This is a genomic window from Pseudomonas sp. NPDC089392 (assembly GCF_044749595.1).
Taxonomy (GTDB): domain Bacteria; phylum Pseudomonadota; class Gammaproteobacteria; order Pseudomonadales; family Pseudomonadaceae; genus Aquipseudomonas.
Genome location: NZ_JBIVIF010000044.1, coordinates 26,838 through 48,890, shown reverse-complemented (window position 1 = coordinate 48,890; position 22,053 = coordinate 26,838). Strand labels below are relative to the sequence as shown.

The 22,053-nt window shown below is 63.4% G+C and carries 20 protein-coding genes; 8 read left to right on the top strand and 12 right to left on the bottom strand.

The genetic code is table 11. From position 1 onward, the window contains the following. Positions 1-14: 14 nt before the first annotated feature. A complete protein-coding gene (locus tag ACIP1G_RS26500) occupies positions 15-998 on the bottom strand; it encodes a GlxA family transcriptional regulator (protein ID WP_400742398.1) in 984 nt (327 codons plus the stop codon). An 82-nt stretch (positions 999-1,080) separates the two neighbouring features. On the opposite strand from ACIP1G_RS26500, the gene ACIP1G_RS26495 reads away from it, so the two are divergent. Continuing rightward, on the top strand, positions 1,081-1,629 hold the full coding sequence (locus ACIP1G_RS26495) for a cysteine hydrolase family protein (protein ID WP_400742395.1): 549 nt from the start codon (positions 1,081-1,083) through the stop codon (positions 1,627-1,629). 133 nt (positions 1,630-1,762) lie between these two features. On the opposite strand, the gene ACIP1G_RS26490 is transcribed toward ACIP1G_RS26495, so the two are convergent. Further along, positions 1,763-2,326: a helix-turn-helix domain-containing protein gene (locus ACIP1G_RS26490; RefSeq protein WP_400742392.1), complete on the bottom strand. Its 564-nt coding sequence runs from the start codon at positions 2,324-2,326 to the stop codon at positions 1,763-1,765. Between the two features lie 83 nt (positions 2,327-2,409). Between ACIP1G_RS26490 and ACIP1G_RS26485 the strand changes: the two genes are divergently transcribed. From ACIP1G_RS26485 to ACIP1G_RS26455, 7 genes are all read left to right on the top strand, one after another. After that, a complete protein-coding gene (locus tag ACIP1G_RS26485; RefSeq protein WP_400742389.1) occupies positions 2,410-3,360 on the top strand; it encodes a DMT family transporter in 951 nt (316 codons plus the stop codon). A gap of 150 nt (positions 3,361-3,510) precedes the next feature. Then, a complete protein-coding gene (locus tag ACIP1G_RS26480) occupies positions 3,511-6,426 on the top strand; it encodes a monovalent cation/H+ antiporter subunit A (protein WP_400742386.1) in 2,916 nt (971 codons plus the stop codon). Beyond that, positions 6,426-6,770 carry a Na+/H+ antiporter subunit C gene (locus ACIP1G_RS26475; protein WP_012315281.1) on the top strand — a complete coding sequence of 115 codons (345 nt, stop codon included), beginning with the start codon at positions 6,426-6,428 and terminating at the stop codon, positions 6,768-6,770. Before ACIP1G_RS26480 ends, ACIP1G_RS26475 begins: the two co-directional genes overlap by 1 nt. Then, positions 6,767-8,446, top strand: coding sequence for a monovalent cation/H+ antiporter subunit D (locus ACIP1G_RS26470; RefSeq protein WP_400742383.1), 1,680 nt, complete (start codon positions 6,767-6,769; stop codon positions 8,444-8,446). Before ACIP1G_RS26475 ends, ACIP1G_RS26470 begins: the two co-directional genes overlap by 4 nt. Continuing rightward, positions 8,443-8,931, top strand: coding sequence for a Na+/H+ antiporter subunit E (locus tag ACIP1G_RS26465; protein WP_400742380.1), 489 nt, complete (start codon positions 8,443-8,445; stop codon positions 8,929-8,931). Before ACIP1G_RS26470 ends, ACIP1G_RS26465 begins: the two co-directional genes overlap by 4 nt. Then, a complete protein-coding gene (locus ACIP1G_RS26460) occupies positions 8,928-9,206 on the top strand; it encodes a K+/H+ antiporter subunit F (protein ID WP_003250109.1) in 279 nt (92 codons plus the stop codon). Before ACIP1G_RS26465 ends, ACIP1G_RS26460 begins: the two co-directional genes overlap by 4 nt. Then, positions 9,203-9,568, top strand: a complete 366-nt coding sequence (locus ACIP1G_RS26455) for a Na+/H+ antiporter subunit G (protein ID WP_400742377.1) — start codon at positions 9,203-9,205, stop codon at positions 9,566-9,568. The genes ACIP1G_RS26460 and ACIP1G_RS26455 overlap by 4 nt, the downstream gene beginning before the upstream one ends. 12 nt (positions 9,569-9,580) lie before the next feature. Here ACIP1G_RS26455 and ACIP1G_RS26450 read toward each other — a convergent pair whose 3' ends face one another. The 10 genes from ACIP1G_RS26450 to ACIP1G_RS26405 all read right to left on the bottom strand — a co-directional run bounded on the left by ACIP1G_RS26450 (position 9,581) and on the right by ACIP1G_RS26405 (position 22,025). After that, positions 9,581-9,793 (bottom strand): hypothetical protein, encoded by a 213-nt coding sequence (locus ACIP1G_RS26450; RefSeq protein ID WP_400742374.1) that lies wholly within the window; start codon positions 9,791-9,793, stop codon positions 9,581-9,583. Further along, on the bottom strand, positions 9,790-10,260 hold the full coding sequence (locus tag ACIP1G_RS26445; protein WP_060500527.1) for a hypothetical protein: 471 nt from the start codon (positions 10,258-10,260) through the stop codon (positions 9,790-9,792). The genes ACIP1G_RS26450 and ACIP1G_RS26445 overlap by 4 nt, the downstream gene beginning before the upstream one ends. 347 nt (positions 10,261-10,607) lie before the next feature. After that, positions 10,608-10,802 carry a hypothetical protein gene (locus ACIP1G_RS26440; protein ID WP_400742372.1) on the bottom strand — a complete coding sequence of 65 codons (195 nt, stop codon included), beginning with the start codon at positions 10,800-10,802 and terminating at the stop codon, positions 10,608-10,610. Between the two features lie 180 nt (positions 10,803-10,982). Next, positions 10,983-11,387 (bottom strand): TraR/DksA family transcriptional regulator, encoded by a 405-nt coding sequence (locus ACIP1G_RS26435; protein ID WP_400742369.1) that lies wholly within the window; start codon positions 11,385-11,387, stop codon positions 10,983-10,985. 525 nt (positions 11,388-11,912) lie between these two features. Continuing rightward, a complete protein-coding gene (locus tag ACIP1G_RS26430) occupies positions 11,913-12,686 on the bottom strand; it encodes an enoyl-CoA hydratase (RefSeq protein ID WP_400742366.1) in 774 nt (257 codons plus the stop codon). A gap of 13 nt (positions 12,687-12,699) precedes the next feature. Beyond that, positions 12,700-13,827, bottom strand: coding sequence for an acyl-CoA dehydrogenase (locus ACIP1G_RS26425; RefSeq protein WP_400742364.1), 1,128 nt, complete (start codon positions 13,825-13,827; stop codon positions 12,700-12,702). Positions 13,828-13,835: 8 nt separating this feature from the next. Then, the gene (locus ACIP1G_RS26420; protein WP_400742361.1) at positions 13,836-15,029 is read right to left on the bottom strand and encodes an acetyl-CoA C-acyltransferase; all 1,194 of its coding nucleotides are present in this window, start codon (positions 15,027-15,029) and stop codon (positions 13,836-13,838) included. Positions 15,030-15,040: 11 nt separating this feature from the next. Further along, entirely contained in the window at positions 15,041-15,808 is a 768-nt protein-coding gene (locus tag ACIP1G_RS26415; protein ID WP_400742359.1) for an SDR family NAD(P)-dependent oxidoreductase, read from the bottom strand. A gap of 13 nt (positions 15,809-15,821) precedes the next feature. Next, positions 15,822-17,471, bottom strand: a complete 1,650-nt coding sequence (locus tag ACIP1G_RS26410) for an acyl-CoA synthetase (RefSeq protein WP_400742356.1) — start codon at positions 17,469-17,471, stop codon at positions 15,822-15,824. Between the two features lie 123 nt (positions 17,472-17,594). Further along, positions 17,595-22,025 (bottom strand): NEL-type E3 ubiquitin ligase domain-containing protein, encoded by a 4,431-nt coding sequence (locus ACIP1G_RS26405; protein WP_400742353.1) that lies wholly within the window; start codon positions 22,023-22,025, stop codon positions 17,595-17,597. Between the last annotated feature and the right edge of the window lie 28 nt (positions 22,026-22,053).

The window sequence follows — 22,053 nt, the reverse complement described above, 5'->3', positions numbered from 1 at the left end:
CCTGCATGCGCCCGCTAACCAGATACCGCGAAGCGCCGCCGATAATCACTGGGGGTCAGGCCGGTGATGCGCTGGAATACCTTGCGAAACGCGCCAGGGTCCTGGTAACCGACACCCCAGGCAATCTGCTCGACATTGCGCCGGGTGAATTCCAGCAAGCGGCACGCCCGCCCCACCCTCACTTGCTGGCAGTACTCGGTCGGGCGCAGCCCCGTGGCCGCACGAAAGCGCCGCAGGAAGGTGCGCGCTTCCAGCCCTGCGCACGCCGCCATGGCAGCAAGGTCGGCATCCTGCCCGCCATTGCCCTGCAACCAGTGCTGCACTTTCAGCACCGCCTCGTCGCCATGGTCCAGCCGCGGGTTGAACAAGGCCCCAGGCAAGGGTGCCGTGACCGGTTCGACCGCCAGGTAACGAGCGGTCTCCCGCGCCACCGTCGCCCCCAGAAAACGCTCCAGCAGGCGCAAGCCCAGGTCGGTCCAGGCCATCAACCCGGCCGAGGTCACGATGTCACCGTCGTCCAGCAATGGTTGCTGGGCCTCTACCCGTACATTGGGAAAGCGCTGGGCAAGCGAATGCACGTAGTTCCAGTGGGTGCAGGCCGGGCGCCCGTCCAGCAGGCCGCTGGCGGCAATGAAGAACACCCCGATGCACACCGATGCCAGCACCGTGCCGCTGCCGTGCAGCTGGCACAACGACGTGCGGTGGCGGTCAAGCAGTTCGGTTTGCGGGGCCGATTCCAGACTTGGCGGAATGATCAATACCCGCAGGGCAGCGTCGACCGCGGCAGGGCTATCAGGGGCAGGCTGCAATTGCCCTGCTTCATCTGCCTGCCAGAAACTGACGCGAACCTGCGGCAGCTCGACGGCCCCCAGCTCGGCAGCAACCCGGCTGGCCACAAGGAACAGGTCGGCCAGGCCATGCACGGCAGCGCGCTGCACGCCGGGGTACAGCAGCAGGCCGATGTCGAGGATGGCCGGGGTGTCAGTTTTTGCCCGCATAGTGTCGTTCGCGCCAATCCTCAGGTCAGTGCACACAGCCTATAACTAACGTCATCCAACGACTACTGCCACAGGAGGCAGCATGAACAAGCAGGCACTGATCATCATCGACATCCAGAACGACTACTTCCCGGGCGGCAAGTGGACCCTCGACGGCGCCGACCAGGCTGCCGACAACGCTGCCCGGCTGTTGGCGGCCGCACGCCAACGGGGCGACCTGGTGGTGCATGTGCGGCATGAGTTCGACAGCGCCGATGCGCCGTTCTTCGCCCCCGGCTCGCAGGGCGCGGCCATCCACAGCAAGGTCGAACCAGCGGCGGGCGAGCCGGTGGTACTCAAGCACAAGGTCAACGCCTTCCTCGGTACTGACCTTGAGCACACGCTGGACCGGCATGGCGTCGAAGCCCTGACCATCGTCGGCAGCATGAGCCACATGTGCATCGACGCCGCCACCCGTGCGGCGGCCGACCTGGGCTATGAGGTGACCGTGGCGCACGATGCCTGCGCGACCCTGCCACTGGAGTTCGACGGCAAGCAGGTGCCGGCGGCGCAGGTGCATGATTCGGCGATGGCAGCGTTGGCGTTTGCCTATGCCAAGGTGGTGAAGACTGATGAGTTGCTGGATCACTGATAGGGGTGGAGATTTTGGGGGCGCTTTGCGCCCCTTTCGCGACGCAAGGCCGCTCCTACAAGGGAACGCGTACCTCCTGTAGGAGCGGCCTTGCGTCGCGATGGGCTGCGCAGCAGCCCCAAAACCTGCAACCTCAAATCACCACATTACGCACGAAGCGCACCGCCACTAAGCCATCATTGCGATAGGCATACCGGCAATTGCTGGGAAACACATGAAACTGCCCCACCTGCAGGCGATGCTCAATATCTTCGATGATCAGCGTCAGTTGCCCTTCAGCCACATAGATCTGCTCACTCCAACCCTCGGCATCGGCCTCGCTGGAATAGCACTCGCCCGGTGCCAGGGTCCACTCCCACAACTCCACCTCGCGCCGCGCCGGGCTGGTGCCGAGCAACACTGCCCTGCTTTGCAGGTGTTCACCGGCCCAGGCCAGCTCTTCGATACGCCCGGGGTCGCGCTGGTCAGGTGCCTGGATCAGGGTACTGAAAGCCACGCCCAAGGCTTCGGCGATCAGGTCCAGGGTGGTCAGGCTGACATTCTTTTCACCCGCCTCGATCGCCACCAGCATGCGGCGGCTGACCCCGGAACGCTCGGCCAGCGCTGTCTGGCTCATGCCAGAAGCGTTGCGCAGGCTGCGTACATTGAGGCTGACATGTTGCAGCACCGATGCCCGGTGCGAAGAATCTTTGTGCACTATATTGCTCACTGGTCGTTGCTGCGCAGTATACTGCCCACTTTGCGGCGATTGTGCGCCGCCCCCTTCGAGTACGCAAGACCATGAACCAGCCCAGCAGCAAGCCGACCCCCGCCATTACCTTTCGCCTGAGCAAGGCCGAACTGGTGCTGGTGTTCATCACCATGTTGTGGGGCGGCACCTTCCTGCTGGTGCATAACGTGATGACAGTCAGCGGCCCGATGTTCTTTGTCGGCCTGCGCTTTGCCGCAGCCGCCCTGTTCGTGGGCGTGGTCTCGGCGCGGGCATTGCCCGGGCTGACCTTTACCGAACTGAAAGCCGGCATGCTGATCGGCGTGTCGATCATGCTTGGCTACGGCTTGCAGACCATGGGCCTGCAAACCATCAGCAGCAGCCAGTCGGCGTTCATCACCGCGCTGTACGTACCGTTCGTGCCGCTGCTGCAATGGCTGGTACTGGGGCGGCGGCCAGGCCTGATGCCCAGCCTCGGCATCTGCCTGGCGTTTGTCGGCCTGATGCTGCTGGCCGGGCCAGAAGGCGGCAGCCTGCACTTCAGCGAGGGCGAACTGGTCACCTTGGTCAGTGCCGTGGCCATTGCCGCCGAAATCATCCTGATCAGCCGCTACGCCGGCCAGGTCGATGTGCGCCGGGTCACCGTGGTGCAACTGGCGACCGCGTCGTTGCTGGCGTTCCTGATGATCGTGCCAACCCAGGAGCGCATTCCCGACTTTTCCTGGCTGCTGCTGGCCAGCGCCGTGGGCCTGGGCGCGATGAGCGCGGTGATCCAGGTGGCAATGAACTGGGCACAGAAGTCGGTCTCACCCACCCGCGCCACCCTCATTTATGCCGGCGAACCGGTGTGGGCCGGCATCGTCGGGCGCATCGCCGGCGAACGCCTGCCGGGCGTGGCACTGCTTGGCGGCCTGCTGATCGTGGTTGCGGTGGTGGTCAGCGAACTCAAGGTGCGGCGCTCGCGCGAAGCCGTCGAAGCGGGCGATGGGCAGGATCAAGGCGAACGCCAGGCCGGGCTGTAAAGCGGGTAACAGCGGCTATGCTTTGTAAAGAACTGTTATAAAAAAAACGCTTGTCACAGCCTGTTTGTAGGATTCTGCGACAGCTTGCGTGTTGGTGATCATCACCTCGGCACGTATGATTCTTTGCAAACTTCTCCAGAATAGGCCGCTATGTCATTGATAGTGCTATTGCTTCTGCCGTTCGTGGGCAGTTGCCTGGCAGCCGTGCTGCCGCACAACGCACGTAACGCCGAGTCCATTCTTGCCGGGCTCGTAGCCCTGGTCGGTACCGTCCAGGTAGCACTGCTGTACCCTCAGGTTGCCCACGGTGGGGTAATTCGCGAAGAGTTCCTGTGGCTGCCCAGCCTGGGCTTGAACCTGGTGCTACGCATGGATGGCTTCGCCTGGCTGTTCTCGCTGCTGGTACTGGGCATCGGCACACTGGTGTCGCTGTATGCGCGCTACTACATGTCGCCGCAAGACCCGGTACCGCGTTTCTTCGCCTTCTTCCTGGCCTTCATGGGCGCCATGCTGGGCCTGGTAATCTCCGGCAACCTGATCCAGCTGGTGTTCTTCTGGGAACTGACCAGCCTGTTCTCCTTCCTGCTTATCGGCTACTGGCACCACCGCGCCGACGCCCGCCGCGGCGCCTACATGGCGCTGATGGTGACCGGCGCAGGCGGCTTGTGCCTGCTGGTCGGGGCCTTGCTGCTCGGCCATGTGGTCGGCAGCTACGACCTGGACAAGGTCCTGGCTGCCGGCGACACCATCCGCCAGCATGCGCTGTACCCGGTGCTGCTGCCCCTTATCCTTGTTGGCGCCCTGAGCAAGAGCGCGCAGTTCCCTTTCCAGTTCTGGCTGCCACACGCCATGGCAGCGCCTACGCCGGTATCGGCCTACCTGCACTCCGCCACCATGGTCAAGGCTGGGGTATTCCTGCTGGCACGCCTGTGGCCGGTGCTGTCCGGTAGCGAAGAGTGGTTCTGGATTGTTGGCGGTGCTGGCGCCATCACCTTGCTGCTCGGCGCCTTTGCCGCGATGTTCCAGAATGACCTCAAGGGCCTGCTGGCCTATTCGACCATCAGCCACCTGGGTCTGATTACCCTGCTGCTGGGCCTGAACAGCCCGCTGGCTGCCGTCGCCGCGGTGTTCCACATTCTCAACCATGCCACCTTCAAGGCCTCGCTGTTCATGGCCGCCGGCATCATCGACCACGAAAGCGGTACCCGGGATATCCGCCGCCTCAGCGGCCTGATCCGCCTGGTACCGTACACCGCCACCCTGGCCATGGTGGCCAGCGCCTCGATGGCCGGCGTGCCGTTGATGAACGGCTTCCTGTCGAAGGAAATGTTCTTCGCTGAAACGGTATTCATCAGCTCCACCGCCTGGGTTGAAGCCACGCTGCCAGTGGTCGCCACCCTGGCCGGTACCTTTAGCGTGGCCTATGCCCTGCGCTTCACCGTCGATGTGTTCTTCGGGCCTACCGCCCAGGACTTGCCGCACACCCCGCACGAGCCGCCACGCTGGATGCGCGCCCCGGTCGAGCTGCTGGTGCTCACCTGCCTGGTGGTGGGCATCTTCCCCGCCCAGTCGGTCGGCCCGCTGTTGGCCGCCGCCGCCCTGCCGGTGGTGGGTGGCACCCTACCGGAATACAGCCTGGCCATCTGGCACGGCTGGAACGCGCCATTGATCATGAGCCTGGTGGCCATGAGCGGCGGTATCGTGCTGTACCTGTTGCTGCGCAAGCAGCTGCGCCTGGGCCGTTTCCCCTATCCGCCCGTGATCGAGCGCTTCAACGGCAAGCGCCTGTTCGAGCACGGCCAGGTTCAACTGATGCTGCTGGCACGGCGCATCGAGCGCCTGCTCACCACCCGCCGCCTGCAGTCGCAGCTGTTCATGCTGGTGGTGGCCGCATTCCTCGCCGGCCTCACACCCATGCTATACAGCGGCCTGAGCTGGGGTGACCGCCCGAAAATTCCAGGCTCGGGCGTATTCGTCGCACTGTGGCTGATCGCCATTGCCTGCGCCATCGGCGCTGCCTACCAGGCCAAGTACCACCGCCTGGCGGCACTGATCATGGTCAGTGTCTGCGGCCTGATGACGTGCATCACCTTCGTCTGGTTCTCTGCACCTGACCTGGCCTTGACCCAGCTGGTGGTGGAAGTGGTTACCACCGTGCTGATCCTGCTCGGCCTTCGCTGGCTGCCGCGGCGGATCGAAGGTGTGTCACCGCTGCCCGGCAGCCTGGAACGTGCACGCATGCGCCGCCTGCGCGACCTGCTGCTGGCGGTGTTGGTGGGTGGCGGCATGGCTGTGCTGTCCTATGCCATGCTGACCCGCCCGACACCCAACGACATCTCTTCGTTCTACCTGAGCCGGGCGCTGCCCCAGGGCGGCGGCACCAACGTGGTCAATGTCATGCTGGTCGACTTCCGCGGCTTCGATACCCTCGGTGAAATCACCGTGCTGGTAGCCGTGGCACTGACTGTGTTCGCCCTGCTGCGGCGCTTCCGCCCACCCAAAGAAAGCATGCAACTGCCAGCGCAGCAACGCCAGTTGGCGCCCGACGTGGTCACCGACCTGATCAACCCGCGGCACGCCACCGACACCGCCCTGGGCTTCATGATGGTGCCTGCGGTGCTGGTGCGGCTGCTGCTGCCGATCGCCCTGCTGGTGTCGATGTACCTGTTCATGCGTGGCCACAACCAACCAGGTGGCGGCTTCGTCGCCGGCCTGGTGATGTCGGTGGCGTTCATCCTGCAGTACATGGTGGCTGGCACCCAGTGGGTCGAGGCGCAGATGAGCCTGCGCCCGCTGCGCTGGATGGGCACCGGGCTGCTGTGCGCAACCCTGACCGGGGTCGGTGCCATGCTGCTGGGTTACCCGTTCCTGACCACTCATACCGCCCACCTGCACCTGCCACTGCTGGGTGATGTGCACGTGGCCAGCGCGCTGTTCTTCGATGTCGGCGTGTACACCGTGGTAGTCGGCTCGACCCTGCTGATCCTCACGGCCCTGGCGCACCAGTCGGTGCGCGCCTACCGCCCGGGCAACCCGGCGAAAACCAGCCAAGCAGGAGCCGCCTGATGGAAGAAGTGATTGCAGTCGCCATCGGCGTGCTGGCCGCCTCGGGGGTATGGTTGATCCTGCGCCCGCGTACCTACCAGGTGATCATGGGCCTGTGCCTGCTGTCGTACGGGGTCAACCTGTTCATCTTCAGCATGGGCAGCCTGTTCATCGGCAAGGAGCCGATCATCAAGGAGGGCGTCACCCAGGACCTGTTGCACTACACCGACCCGCTGCCACAGGCCCTGGTACTCACTGCCATCGTCATCAGCTTCGCCATGACCGCGCTGTTCCTGGTGGTGTTGCTGGCCTCGCGAGGCCTGACCGGTACCGACCACGTGGATGGCCGGGAGCGTGACGAATGAGTGGTATGAGTCAACTGATCATCGCGCCCATCCTGCTGCCGCTGATCACCGCGGCGGTGATGCTGCTGCTGGGCGAGAAACACCGGCGGATCAAGGCCCGGCTGAACCTGCTGTCGACCTTCGCCGGCCTGGCCATCGCGGTCTGCCTGCTGCTGTGGGTGCGTACCCAGGGCCAGGCAGAGTCGATCGGCGTGTACCTGCCGGGCAACTGGCCGGCACCGTTCGGCATCGTGCTGGTGGTGGACCACCTGTCCGCGCTGCTGCTGACCCTGACCGGGGTCATCGGTTTCAGCGCCCTGCTGTTTGCCCGCGCCCGCTGGGACGCTGCGGGGGCCAGCTTCCATGCGCTGTTCCAGATCCAGCTGATGGGCCTGTACGGTGCCTTCCTCACCGCCGACCTTTTCAACCTGTTCGTGTTCTTCGAAGTGCTGCTGGCCGCCTCCTATGGCCTGCTGCTGCATGGCTCGGGCCGCGCCCGGGTGCGCGCCGGCCTGCATTACATCGCCATCAACCTGTTCGCCTCATCACTGTTCCTGGTTGGCGCGGCGATGCTGTACGGGGTAACCGGCACCCTGAACATGGCCGACCTGGCCCTGAAGATTCCGCTGGTGCCAGAGGCTGATCGTGGCCTGCTGCACGCCGGGGCAGCCATTCTGGCCATGGCCTTCCTGGTCAAGGCGGGTATCTGGCCGCTGAACTTCTGGCTGGTGCCGGCCTATGCCTCGGCCAGCGCGCCAGTGGCGGCGCTGTTCGCCATCATGACCAAGGTCGGCCTGTATGCCGTGCTACGCCTGTGGACGCTGCTGTTCTCCGGGCAGGCCGGGGCCTCGGCGCACTTCGGTGGCCAATGGCTGGTGTACGGTGGCCTGGTCACCCTGGCGGTGGCGGCAGTGTCGATCCTGGCCGCGCAGCGCCTGGAGCGCATGGCGGCGCTCAGCATCCTGGTTTCGGCAGGCACCCTGCTGGGCGCGGTCGGTTTCGCCCAGCCGGCGCTGACCGGCGCAGCGTTGTTCTACCTGGTGAACTCGACCCTGGCGCTGTGCGCGCTGTTCCTGCTCGCCGAACTGGTCGAGCGGTCGCGCTCGGCCAACGAAGCGCCGCTGGACGATGAAGAAGACATCATGCCGCCACCGCTGGAGTCGCTGCACCCGCCCAAGGGCATCAACCTCGACGACGAGCAAAAGGCGGTAATCGGGCAGATCATCCCGTGGACCATGGCCTTCCTCGGCCTCAGCTTTATCGCCTGCGCCCTGTTGATCATCGGCATGCCGCCGCTGTCGGGCTTTGTCGGCAAGCTCAACCTGATCAGTGCGCTGTTCAACCCGCTGGGCCTGGGCGTGCCCCCCGAGCAACCGCTGGGCGCTGCTGGCTGGGGCCTGGTAGCCCTGCTGATCCTGTCTGGCATGGCCTCGCTGATCGCCTTCGGCCGCGTTGGTATCCAGCGTTTCTGGAAGCCCGAAGAGCGCCCGTCGCCGGTGCTGCGCCGCTATGAGTGCCTGCCCATCGTCATCCTGCTCGGCCTGTGCATGGTCCTTAGCCTCAAGGCCGAGCCGCTGCTGCGCTACACCCAGGACACTGCCGCCAGCCTGCAGGCCCCAGACGCCTATATCGAAGCCGTGATGGCCGCCCGGCCGATTCCTGGCCCCACCTCGCTCGACGTACAGGTGCAGCCATGAACCGACTGTTTCCCGCCCCGCTGCTTTCGGTTTCGCTGTTCGCGCTATGGCTGTTGCTGAACCTTTCGGTCAGCCCCGGCAACGTGCTGCTGGGCGCCGCGCTTGGCGTGCTGGCGCCACTGCTGCTGGCGCCGCTGCGCCCGCAACACGCGCACGTGCGGCGGCCACTGGTCGTTGCCCGGCTGATAGGCCGGGTTGGCCTCGATGTGATCCTGTCCAACCTGCTGGTGGCCCGCGGCGTGCTGCGCGCCGGCAAGCAACCGCCACGCTCGGCGTTCGTCCACATACCGCTGGCCCTGCGCGATCCGCATGGCCTGGCGGCGTTGTCGATGATCACCACGGTGGTGCCTGGCACAGTCTGGTCCGAGCTGGCGCTGGACCGCAGCGTGTTGCTGCTGCATGTGTTCGACCTGGACGATGAAGCAGCCTTCATCACGCACTTCAAAGACACCTACGAACGCCCGCTGATGGAGATTTTCCAATGACAGGCCTGCTCGCCAACGCTGTCCTCGCCAGCCTGTTCATCTTCGCCCTGGCCATGGGCCTGGCGCTGATCCGGCTGTTCCGCGGCCCGTCCGCCCAGGACCGGGTACTGGCGCTGGACTACCTATACATCCTGGCCATGCTGACCATGCTTGTGCTGGGTATCCGTTATGCCAGTGACACCTACTTCGAAGGTGCCCTGCTGATTGCGCTGTTCGGCTTCGTCGGCTCGTTTGCCCTGGCCAAATTCCTGCTGCGCGGTGAGGTGATCGAATGACTGAAACCCTGCAACTGCCTTTCTGGCTGGAGCTAGTCACCGCCGTGCTACTGCTGACTGGCAGCCTGTTCGCCCTGATCGGCGCCTTGGGCCTGTTGCGCCTGAAGGACTACTTCCAGCGCATGCACCCGCCGGCACTGGCCTCGACCATCGGTGCCTGGTGCGTGGCACTGGCCTCGATCATTTACTTCTCGTGGCTAAAGGACGCGCCGGTGCTGCACGCCTGGCTGATTCCGATACTGCTGTCGATCACCGTGCCAGTCACCACGCTGTTGCTGGCGCGGGCGGCACTGTTTCGCAAACGCATGTCGAAAGAACCGGTGCCTGAAGAAGTCAGCAGCGGCCGCGATCGCGGCAATTGAAAGCTTGCCGCCTCACCCTTGGCTGAGGCGCTGCAACTCCCGCCGGACCATGGCGGCATAAGGCGGCGGGCCGAGGCGGTACAATTCGCCCGCCACCCAGGCCAGCCAGGCGCCTTGCAGTTCCTCACGCCTGGCCAGCAAGCGCTCAGCCTCAGCCACGGCATCTGCCTGGTGCTGCCGATGAAACTCGGCACGCGTGGCAGGTGCGCCGTCACTCTCGGTCATTCACTGGCCTTGAAGGTGGTCAGCTCACCCTTGCGCCATTTGGCAACCTTGCCGGTCACCGCCTTCAGCAACTTGCCCAGGCCTTCCTGTACTTGCTGCTGCGCGGCGAATACCAGCATCACGCCCTGGCCTTCACGGAACACGATGCCCTCGCCTTCGGGCACCGAAACGAAGGCGTAATCGCCCACGCCGTAAACGTTCAGTTTGATTTCGCGAAAGCGCATTTCCAGTTTGCCGCCTTCCCGGCTGGGCAGTACGGCGGCTCGGAAGTGGTCGCCGACTTTCAGTTCCAAACGCTGCTTGTCATCGACCACCAATGCGCTTTCGGTGTCGATCTCGGCCATGTACAGGCCTTCGGGATTCTGTTCGGTTACATAGATAAAGCGGCCCTGGAACAGCTGGGCCAATTTACCGCGCAAGTCGCCCAAGGCGAACAACGCATGGGTATCAAGAGTGCTGACTGCCAATGAAGTAATCCTCAACCGGTTACAACCCGCCCTCACCCAAGCTCGGGGAGGCGCGGCCATTTCTTATCGATAGGCGAAAAGAGTAATAAAGCGATATGCGAAATGTCTGTGCTCGCTGGCGATGCAGCGTGCAGGAATCTTTACTCTGGCTTGCCAGATTCGCCCTCAACCGAAGGCGTTTGGCTCATTCCCGGCTTGGGAAGCGTGATGCCTGAGATCACTCGCCAGAAAAACGCAAACACGGGGGAGAACTTGCAAGAAGACAAGCCCTGGCATCCATGTGCGTATTACTGTAGGACAAATATGCCCGAAAACACCGAAACCCGTCGAGAGGCAAAAAGCATTTATCAGGCGGCCAGCCCATTCTTCAACTGCTGCAACCAGGCAGCCTGGCACTCCAACGCTTCTTCACGCGTTGCGAATGCAGTGCCTCGGCGCTCGCCATTGACCAGCACCACCCAGCAGATGCGTTTGCCCAGCGCCTGCAGGGCGGTTGGCACACCCGAACCAATCATCACGGCTACATCGACCCGGCTATTCATCATTCCCTCCGGAATTTAATTAGCACCCTAACTATAATGCCATGATACGCCTGCTTATGGAGAGGAAACAGCGCGTCCCGGTACAGCAGTGTTACGCACTGGGCAACAAAAACCGGTCACCGACAAGAAACACAAAAAGCCCCAGGGATCGCTCCATGGGGCTTGGCACCGCGCGCGGGGTTATACCTGGCGCTGGTGGCGGTCGAGCTGCTCGTGGCGCTCTTGGGCTTCGATGCAGTACTTGGTGGTCGGGCTGATCAGCAGACGCTTCAGGCCGATCGGCTCACCACTGTCATCGCACCAGCCGAAGCTCTCGTCGGAGATACGGTCCAGGGCCATTTCCAGCTGTGGCAGCAGGCGCTGGTCGCGGTCGATGGCATTTACCAGCCAGCTACGCTCTTCCTCGACCGAAGCCACGTCGGCAGGGTCCGACGGGGTGTCCAGGCCTTCGATGGTGGTGCGGCTGAGCTCGATGCGTTCATGGGTTTCGACTTTCATCGCCTTCAGCAGCTCAGTGAAGAAGGCCAGCTGGTCGGCGTTCATGTAGTCATCGGCCGACATGGCCAGCAACTGTTCCTTGGTCATCGATTTCTCTATGAAAAAATGTGCATTTGGGCGATTCATGTGCCGCCGACGCCTTGGCATCGGCAGCGGAATTCTTCAAGCGCCAACCGGCACTCTTTTACAGGGGGCGGCAGTCTAAGGCGCCACGTCGCGTGGAGCAACTGCAAATGGGTGCGAATTTGCTTCCAATGCTTACAATCCGCTGGTCGGTGCCGGGATGGCTGGTCTTGGGGAGCTCGCCACAACATTTTCAGCGCCTATGAGATCGAGCGCCGCCCGCGCGGCGCTTCGCAGCACAAGGCTGCTCCTACATCCGTTTCGGGCCAATTATTCCTGAGGCAGCGACGCGCGGCCCCTTGGCGTCCACCTCGATATCGTGTCGGACAAACAAGGCGGTCGCGCGCATTGGTACAGGCGTTACTGGCCAGAAACAGATGTAGGAGCAGCCTTGTGCTGCGAAGCGCCGCGCGGGCGGCGCTCGATCTCACAGCCACCAGACCTCTCAAGACATGCACCTGGAGGCCCAGCCCAAATCCCCATCCAGAATCAGCGATCCTTGAACTGCGCCTCGCGCTTGGCGATGAAGGCGGCCATGCCTTCTTTCTGGTCTTCGGTAGAGAACGCCGCATGGAACACCCGGCGCTCGAAACGCACACCCTCGCTAAGGGTAACTTCGAACGCGCGGTTGACGCTCTCCTTGATCATCATGCTAATCGGGATCGACTTGCTGGCAATGGTCGCCGCCACCTTCAGCGCCTCTTCCACCAGCTCCGCTTGCGGCACAATCCGCGCCACCAACCCGGCACGCTCAGCCTCTTCGGCGCCCATCAGGCGGCCAGTCAGGCACAGTTCCATGGCCTTGGCCTTGCCCACCGCACGGGTCAGGCGCTGGGTACCACCCATGCCCGGCAACACGCCAAGGTTGATTTCCGGCTGGCCAAACTTGGCGTTATCGGCGGCAAGGATAAAGTCGCACATCATCGCCAACTCGCAGCCACCGCCAAGGGCGAAACCGGACACGGCGGCAATGATCGGCTTGCGCCGATTGGCAATGCGGTCCGAGTCGCTGAACAGGTCGTCGACGTAGATCTGCGGGTATTGCAGCTCGGCCATTTCCTTGATGTCGGCACCAGCGGCAAACGCCTTGGCCGAACCGGTCAGCACCACGCAGCCGATGTTCGGGTCACGCTCGAGCTGGTCCAGGGCCTGGTTGATCTCGCCAACAATCTGCGCGTTCAGCGCGTTCAGCGCCTGCGGGCGGTTGAGGGTGATCAAGCCGACCTTGCCGTGGATGTCCAACAGGATGGTTTCGAATGCCATGCAGTCTGCTCCTTCAAAGATTGCGCGCAATAACCATGCGCTGAATGTCGCTGGTGCCTTCGTAGATCTGGCAGACCCGAACGTCGCGGTAGATCCGCTCCAGCGGGAAGTCGCTCAGATAGCCATAACCGCCCAGGGTCTGCAAGGCATCCGAACAGACCTTTTCGGCCATTTCCGAGGCAAACAGCTTGGCCATCGACGCCTCCACCAGTGCCGGGCGCCCGGCATCACGCAGCGCAGCGGCATGCAGCACCATCTGCCGGGCCACGGCAATCTTGGTCGCCATGTCGGCCAAGCGGAAGGCCACGGCCTGGTGTTCGATCAACGTTTTGCCAAAACTCTGCCGTTCGTTGGCATAGTCGCGCGCCACCTCAAACGCCGCGCGGGCCATGCCCACTGCCTGCGAGGCGATGCCTATGCGCCCACCTTCAAGGTTGGCCAGGGCAATCTTGTAACCCTCCCCTTCAGCACCCAGGCGGTTGGCCACCGGCACGCGCACATCATCGAAAACAATCTGGCAGGTGTCTGAGGCATGCTGCCCAAGTTTGTCCTCGACCCGCGCCACCTGGTAGCCGGGCGAATCGGTGGGCACGATGAACGCGCTGATGCCGCGCTTGCCGGCGTCAGGGTCGGTCACCGCAAACACAATCACCACCCCGGCGTTCTGCCCAGAGGTAATGAACTGTTTGCTGCCATTGAGCACGTAGTGGTCGCCATCCAGGCGTGCGCGAGTTTTCAGGCTGCTGGCATCAGAGCCGGCTTGTGGTTCGGTCAGGGCGAAAGCACCGAGCATTGCGCCGCTGGCCAGCGGGGTAAGGAACTGCTCTTTCTGCTGCTCGCTACCAAAGCGCAGGATCGGCACGCAGCCCACCGAGTTGTGCACGCTCATGATGGTCGAGCAGGCACCATCACCCGCGGCGATTTCCTCCAGGGCCATGGCATAGGCCACATAACCGGTGTCGCTGCCGCCCCACTGCTCCGGTACCAGCATGCCGAACAGGCCCAGTTCGGCCATCTCCTCGATGGCCTCCTTGGGGAAGCGATGCTCCTTGTCCCATTGCTCGGCAAACGGCTTCAGGCGCTCCTGGGCGAAGGTGCGTACCGCGTCGGCGATCTGTTGTTGCTCGTCAGTTACCAGCATGGTTCACCTCAGTACAGGCATTCGACAGCCATGGCTGTGGCTTCACCACCGCCGATGCAGATGGCCGCCACACCCCGGCGCAGGTTGTTCTGGCGCAGAGCCGACAGCAGGGTTACCAGAATACGTGCGCCGGAAGCACCGATCGGGTGGCCGAGGGCGCAGGCGCCGCCGTGGATATTGACCTTGTCATGCGGCAGGTCGAGGTGCTTCATGGCCGCCAGGGTGACCACGGCGAAGGCTTCGTTGATCTCGAACAGGTCGACCTCGGCCAGGTTCCAGCCGGTGCGCTTCATCAGCTTGTCGATGGCACCGATCGGTGCGGTGGGGAACAGCGCGGGCGTGTCGGCGAAGGCAGCATGGCCGTGGATCACCGCCAGTGGCTTGAGGCCACGCTTGTCAGCTTCGGAGCGGCGCATCAGCACCAGCGCCGCAGCACCGTCGGAAATCGAGCTGGAGTTGGCCGCAGTCACCGTGCCGCCTTCGCGGAACGCCGGCTTTAGTTGCGGGATCTTGTCCAGGCGCGCCTTGGGCGGCTGCTCGTCGTCCTTGACCACGCGTTTTTCCTTACCCTCGGTGACTTCCACCGGCACGATCTCGGCAACAAAACGGCCGCTGCTGATCGCTTCCTGGGCACGGGTCAACGAGGCAATGGCGAACTGGTCCTGGGCTTCGCGGCTGAAGGCATTGGCCTGTGCGCAGTCTTCGGCAAAGGTGCCCATCAGGCGGCCTTTGTCGTAGGCGTCTTCCAGGCCGTCCATGAACATGTGGTCGATGATCCTGCCGTGGCCCATTCGGTAACCGCCACGGGCCTTGTCCAGCAGGTACGGGGCGTTGGTCATGCTTTCCATGCCACCGGCCACCACTACATCGGCCGTACCGGCCAGCAGCAGGTCGTGGGCCATGATCGCCGCCTGCATGCCCGAACCGCACATCTTGTTCAGGGTGGTGCAGGTGGTGTGCTTGTCCAGCCCGGCGCCCAGCGCCGCCTGGCGCGCCGGGGCCTGGCCCTGGCCGGCCGGCAGCACGCAACCAAACAGCACCTGCTCGACACTGGCGGCGTCGATGCCGGCACGCTCGACGGCGCCACGGATGGCGGCGCTGCCCAGTTGCGGCGCGGTCAGGCTCTTGAGGTCGCCCTGCAGGCCGCCCATGGGCGTGCGCACGGCGCTGACGATAACGATCGGGTCATTGGCGAGGGTCATGTTCGCTCTCCTTACTTGGCAGCCATGCGCAGTGCACCGTCGAGGCGGATCACCTCGCCGTTGAGCATGCTGTTCTCGATAATGTGGCGGGCCAGCGCGGCGTATTCCTGCGGGCGGCCCAGGCGCGGCGGGAACGGTACGCCCGCGGCCAGCGAAGCACGCACTTCCTCGGTCATGCCGGCCATCATCGGTGTTTCGAAGATGCCTGGGGCGATGGTCATCACGCGGATGCCGAAGCGCGCCAGCTCGCGGGCGGCCGGCAAGGTCAGGCTGGCGATGGCGCCCTTGGAGGCAGCGTACGCGGCCTGGCCGATCTGGCCGTCATAAGCGGCGATGGAAGCGGTATTGATGATCACCCCGCGCTCGCCGCCCTCACCGGCGGCACCTTCTGCCATGGCCGCAGCGGCCAGGCGCAGCAGGTTGAAGCTGCCGATCAGGTTGACGTTGATGACCTTGGCGAAGCTGGCCAGGCCATGCGGGCCCTGTTTGCCCAGCACCTTTTCGGCGCCGACGATGCCGGCGCAGTTGACCAGCCCGTGCAGGCTGCCAAAGGCACTGACAGCCGCATCGACCGCTGCCTGGGCGGCCTGTTCGTCGCTGATGTCGGCCACCGCGAAGCGGGCGTTGTCACCCAGCTCGCGGGCCTTGGCTTCCACGGCCTGGGCATTGAGGTCGACCAGCATGACCTTGGCGCCGGCCTCGACCAGCATCTGCGCGGTGGCAGCACCCAGCCCGGAGGCGGCGCCGCTGACGATGAAGTGTTTGTGGGCTATCTGCATGATCGGTTTCCTTTCAGGCGCTGGCAGGGGTGGCCTGTTGCGCTTGTTGTTTGGCGACTTCCTGGTTACGCAGGATGAAGCGTTGCAGCTTGCCGCTCGGGGTCTTGGGCAGCTCGCTGACGAATTCGATTTCTCTTGGGTAGGCATGCGCGTACAGGCGCTGGCGCACATGCTGGCGCAGGGTTTCCTCCAGCTCGGCGCTGCCTTGGTAACCGATGGCCAATACCACGAAAGCCTTGATCAGCTCGGTGCGCTCCAGGTCCGGCTTGCCGATTACCGCCGCCTCGATTACCGCCGGGTGCTCGATCAACGCGCTTTCCACGTCGAACGGGCCGACCCGGTAACCGGAGGTGGTGATCACGTCGTCGCTGCGCCCGACGAAGCTGATGCTGCCATCCTGGTTCAGCTCCACAGTGTCGCCGCTAAGGTAATACTTGCCGACAAAAGCTTTGGTCGGCAGGCCGTGGTAGCCGGCGAACCAGCACAGCGGCGACTGCTCGCGGTCGACGGCGAGGATGCCCGGCTGGCCGGCGGGCAGTTCGTTACCCTGCTCGTCCAGTACCACGATGCGGTGACCGGGGATGGCAAAGCCGGCCGAGCCCAGGTGTACCGGGTGCTGCAGGCCATGGTGGTTGCACAGCACCATGCCCAGCTCGGTTTGCCCGTAGTGGTCGTGGATGGTCACGCCCAGTTCGTCGGCGAACCAGCGGATCACTTCCGGGTTGAGCGGCTCGCCGGCACTGCTGACCACCCGCAGGAGGCCCTTGATCGGCGCCGAGAAGGCCTCGCCGGCGGCAATCAGCATGCGGTACGCCGTGGGTGAGCCAGCCAGGTTGGTGATGCCCAACTTGTCGATCACCCGGGCGCAGCTATCAACACTGAACGGGCCATCGTAGAAGGTGGTGGCATGGCCCAGCGACAACGGGCCGGTGACCGCGTAGTACAGGCCATAGGCCCAACCCGGATCGGCCAGGTTCCAGAAGTTGTCCTCGGGGCGCAGGTCGATGGCATCGCGCATGTAGCCCTGGAACGCGACGATGGCGCGCAGCGGCACTTCCAGCGGTTTGGCCGGGCCGGTGGTACCCGAGGTGAACATCAGCAGGAACGGGTCGTTGCCCGAACGCATCACGGGCTCACAGACGTCTGCGGCGCTGTCCAGGCATTGCTGGAAGTCCAGTTCGCCACTGCGGGCCTTGACCGTGATGATGGTCGGGCAAGGGTGTACATCGTCCAGCTTGCTGCGGTTGTGGCTGTCGGTAACGACCACGCGGGCGTGCGACTGTTCCAGGCGATGCTCGATGGCCTTGGGGCCGAAGGCAGTGAACAGCGGCTGGTAAACAGCCCCGAGACGCCAGGTGGCGAGGATGGTGACCAGCAGCTCGGGGGTGCGCGGCATCAGGCCGGCGACCCGGTCCCCGGCCCCCACACCCTGCGCCTTGAGCACATTGGCAAAACGGGCAGCCTGCGCCCTGAGCTGGTCGAAGCTGTACTGCGCGCTGTTGCCATCGCGGTCTTCGTGGATCAGCGCCAGCTTGCCGGCACCGGTGGCATGGCGGTCGCAGCATTCGACACAGGCATTGAGGGCATCAAGGTCGCCATGCAGCACCGCAGCGGCGGCCTGGGCATGGTCGAACGCACGAGCGGCCTCGGCGTAATCGCGCATCGTCGGACTCCTGGTTTCTTGTTTTTGGAGTGGAACCATCGGTCCAACGATGTTCGCGCCGCCCGGACGTGGCGGCAATGGCCAAAGCTGTCAATCTGGATGACCGGTTTGGCCGCCTCGGGCTCAGCCGTCGCCGCGCTCGGCAGCCCGCACATAGGACTGGGTCAAGCCGCTGATCAGGCGCTCGATGTCGGCGGTTTCCCGGTCTCGCAAGAGGCTCAGCTGATCCTCGTACTCCACCTGCGACAAAGCGGGCCGCCCCGCCTGAAGCTGAATCGAGCGCTGGTTGTAGTCTGCGACAATCACATCGAACATTTGGCCATGTTGTTGACGCAGGTAACGGCGCCAGAATTCGCGTTGGCTCAGGCTCTCGGTCAGGGCACCAGTCGTTTGAGCGTGGGTGACCTGGCTGAAAGCATCCTCGATCACAGCCTCCGTCAGTTCGGTTGCATCGGGATAGCGCATGGCATGGGGCTGGCAGGGCAGGCCCAGGCGAGTGCGCAGTCGCACTCTGTAGGCCAGATGCAATGCCAGCTCATCATAATGCTGCCCTGTGGAGAGACGCTGCCGGCCATCCCGATAGGCTACGCCTTCAAGCCGTTCCAGGCGGAACAGCTGTCGGCCCAGTTCCATCAACCGCCCCCGGTTTTCAGGGTTTAGCGCTTCGGTTTCAGCCTGGGCCTGCCTGACCAGTAATTGAAGTTCACTGAAGCGGCTGGCAACCGCGTCTGAACAGGACAAGGGCAGCCCGGCATGCTCGAAAACCCGTCCGCACAGAACGGGGTCAGCGTCCAAGGCTCCCAACAAGCCCCAAACGCCATCGACCAGTGCTGTTCGCCCTTCGCCTGCACCGCTGTAGTCTGCGGTGAACTCCAGACGAGCCAGCAGCCTGAACAAACCGCTGCTCGCAGGTTGCTGCAGCATCCGCTGCCATAAGCCCTGCCGCACTTCCTGGCCTGCTGCGTCTGCACTACCGGCCAAAAGCGCAAGGGTCCGTGGTAAATCAACAGGTCCTGAGGCTTCCGGCAAGTGCCCATGCTCATCAATGACGTCAAGTGAGTACAACCGCTGCAACTGCATGGTCGACAACGGATTGCGATCGACCAAAATGGTTCGCCGGAACGCGTAAGGCATTTGCTGGATATCCTCCGGCACCGTGCGCAACTGGTTGTCACGCAGGTCGGCACGCTCAAGCAAGCCGCACAGTTCCAGGCGCTGTGGCCACGCGCCCAGCCGGCAATGGCGCAGGTTCAGGCTGGTCAGCCGGGATAGATGGTGAAACCTCAAGTCAAGCGTCTCGAGTCGGTTGTAGCTCAGGTCAAGATGGGAAAGGCTGGGCAGCCCGTGGAGAACTTCCAGCGCCTGGGCATCAAACCGGATCTGGTTGTGCGCCAGGCGCAACACTTGAACATCGGGTAGATAAGCGATGCCTATTGGCAGACGCAGCAACTGATTGTGGGCGAGGTTCAGCTCCGTCACAGCAGTGAATGGGCGCAGGAAGTCATCCGGTACATCACTGACCAATGAGTCGTTCAGGCTAAGCACCGTAATGCGATGAAACTCGATCTGGGTCGGTAACGACGGCAGTGTACGCAAATGGCTACCTCTCAATGACAAACGCTGGCCCTGCCCCCGCCCTTCGTTGGCGGGAACAATTTCGCCTTGCAGCCGCCAGGCCCTCAGGATGCTGTCTGCCGTCAACCTGCGTGCCGCCTGCCGGCTTTCCTGCAACTCGGCATTGACCCAGCGGTTGAGGTGGCGCACCAGCTGATCATGATCGTCCTGCAACTCCACGAGGCGTTCAAGCACCGGGCGCTCCCCCTGCTGCAAACGCGCCAGTTCCTCATCAAGCGCCTGTTCGTCCAACCCTGGATACAGCGCACGCAATTGATCGCGAATGATCGCTTGCCCATGCCTGGGGCTGGCGGAAGGGTGATCACTGAGGGGGTAACCCACTCGCCCATCGTCCAGGCGACGGCCTGGATTGAACCAGGCGCGTTGCTTGGGCCAGCGAAGCATGCGGGTGATTCCCCCATGTGAAGCAGGCAGCTGTGCCAGCAGTTGATCCCGCAACTGCTCCGGCGAGGTAATACCCGGCCGCTGCGCAGGGGTCAGCGCTGCAAAGATCGCTTCGAAGATGCAGCCGGGGTCAGCCAACGCAACGGTTTGCTGCTCTCCCAGACCATTGAAGAGTTGAAACATGCCATTGCTGCGCACCAGTACCCTGTCTGCCTGACCTTGCCCCCCGCTACCCAGAAGTTTGATTGAGCGACCATCCACGGCGTCTTCACGCAAGTCGATATCGATATTTTCGAGTCCCAGGCTATCGAGTAAAGCGAGGACCAGTTCACCCGTCTCGTCGCTGTAGCCAGTGCTCAGGTAGAGCCCTGTAATCGCCCGGTTCAGTCGCGCCAGGCGCAATAGCGAGCGCGCGCTTTGCGCACAGGGCAAAGGCAAGCGTTGCTCGACCCGGGCCATGTCACGCTCAAGGTCACCTGCCTGACCGACCACTTCGCGCACATAGGCCGAAGGCAAGCCAGGGAAATCACGCTTTACCAACTGCGTCAGTGGGTCCTGGGCAAAGGGTTGACGTGTCAGGTAAGCAAACAACTGTGGCCGCAATTCGGCCTCACGCGAAAGCACCTCCGCCAGCCCCTTGCCGGCTTCCAGCCGCCCCTCACTCCAGGCCAACAGTTCACTGTCGGGTGGCATCAAGGTATTCAGGCGGGCGCGCGTGAAGAACGTTTCGATGCGTGCATGAGCCTTGAAAGCACGCAGGGTTTGCCCAAGGTTTACCGGCGCTGGGCGGTTCTCCACCAGCACCCCACGCAGCTCTTCAAGGTCGACACCCGCCACCCGCAACACCTGCTCCGCTTGGCCCGGTTCGATCATGGGATGTTGCGGCCAGAGCACATCAAGCATGCGCGCAGGCTCCTGCCAGGTCAGTGGCTGTTCGTGCATCAAGCGCCAGCCACGCTCTGCGTTGTGCAGCATGACCGGCCCATAGCCGTCATCGCCTGACGCATGGCGCAAGCGGTAGGGCCCATCGGCAACTGGCTGATGCACCTCGTGATAATGTCCTTCAATGCAGACCCAGCGGCGCTCGGCCACGCCATAGCGCCCTTCCTCAAGCAACTCGATGGTGTCTGGCATCGATTGATAATGGGCGGAGTCGTAGCGCCACAGACGGCTTTTTCCGTTACCCAGGCTTACCGGCTCAAGGCCACCGACGAACGCGCTGCGCAGGAAACTGACTCCGGCCACGGTAGCCGCCGTGGCCGCCAGGGTTTCTGCGACCCCCAGCAAATGCTCCAGTGCTTCGTGCTGGTGCCCGCGGTACCAATCCGTCACACCTTCAAACACTTCCGAGCAGGTCTGCACAACCAGCTGCCCCATCAACAAGGCGCCCACGACAGGGATAAAGAACCCCGCCAGGTTGGCCAGGTCGAGCCCCACCGCTTTCCACTCTGCGTGCCGGACATGTACAGCCAGGTTGTCGGCATCGGCGCTCGGTACCAGCAACAACCGGGCATCATCCTTGACCCGTTGTACTAGCAGGGTGGCCAGTTGGGTAAAGACGTTCCCATGCTGCGGGGCACTTTCGATCTGCAGGTCTGGTTGCTTGTCCCTGAGGCGCATGCCCAGGGTCGTGACGAAACCTGCCCGGTGCTCAAGGCTGATCAGTTGCGTGAAATACTGCCTGTAAGCCTCCTGCTGCAAGCATTGCGTCACAGCAGCATTCATCGCCGCTGCATTGGCGAAGTAGCGCAAGGCCTGCTGAGGGTCGCTGGAAAGATAAAGCACGAAGCCCCGTTCTTCTCCGGCGTTATCGCGCAAAGCAATTAGCAAGCCATCCGCCACCGCCTGCCCCAAAGCTGTCAGCAGCCTTGCGTCACCTTTGAGCCCTTGAGAACGATGCACTTGGCCGTCACTGGCCACCTCACGCAAGGCGATCTGTACGTCGGCGCTGATGACTCCCTGCAATGCGGCCACTTCGATCGCAAGCTTCAGCCCTGAGCGCTTGTCCTCGGACATGACTGCCTGGGTAGCCGGGGTGAAGACCCGCAGCAGCTCATCCTGGTAACGCTGGCCAACATCCAGCGTGCGACATGCCTCGATAAAGGTGTTCAGCGACGCGATCAATGGCTGGTCCCGGCCAGGCATTACCAGCCCTGTGCCATTGAAATAAGTGGTGCCTGTAGCAAAGTTGCGCATTAGCCGCAGCAAGCCGTTTTCGCGGGTTTCACTGTACTCATAGACCTGCTGCAAACTGCCCGGCAGCCTGCCTACCCGTGGCGCAACCAGCAGCCATTCAAGCTGGGCAAACGTCTGCCCTGCAGGCAAGGGCGAATCCAGCAACGCCGCCAGGTGCTGTTCGGCAAACTGCGGCAGCGGCAGCAAATCTACCATCAAGCCACGCAGGCGCGCCTGGCTCGCGTGGTGGGCGTTCAGGCTGTTGCTCAGGGTGTTGATCTGGCTTCTTGAGGCACGTTTGAGCCACGCGGGTAACCTGGCCCCAATGAAATGATCGGTGCCAGTCGAAGGTACGGGCATGATTGACTCCTGAGATGTCGGGCAGAGC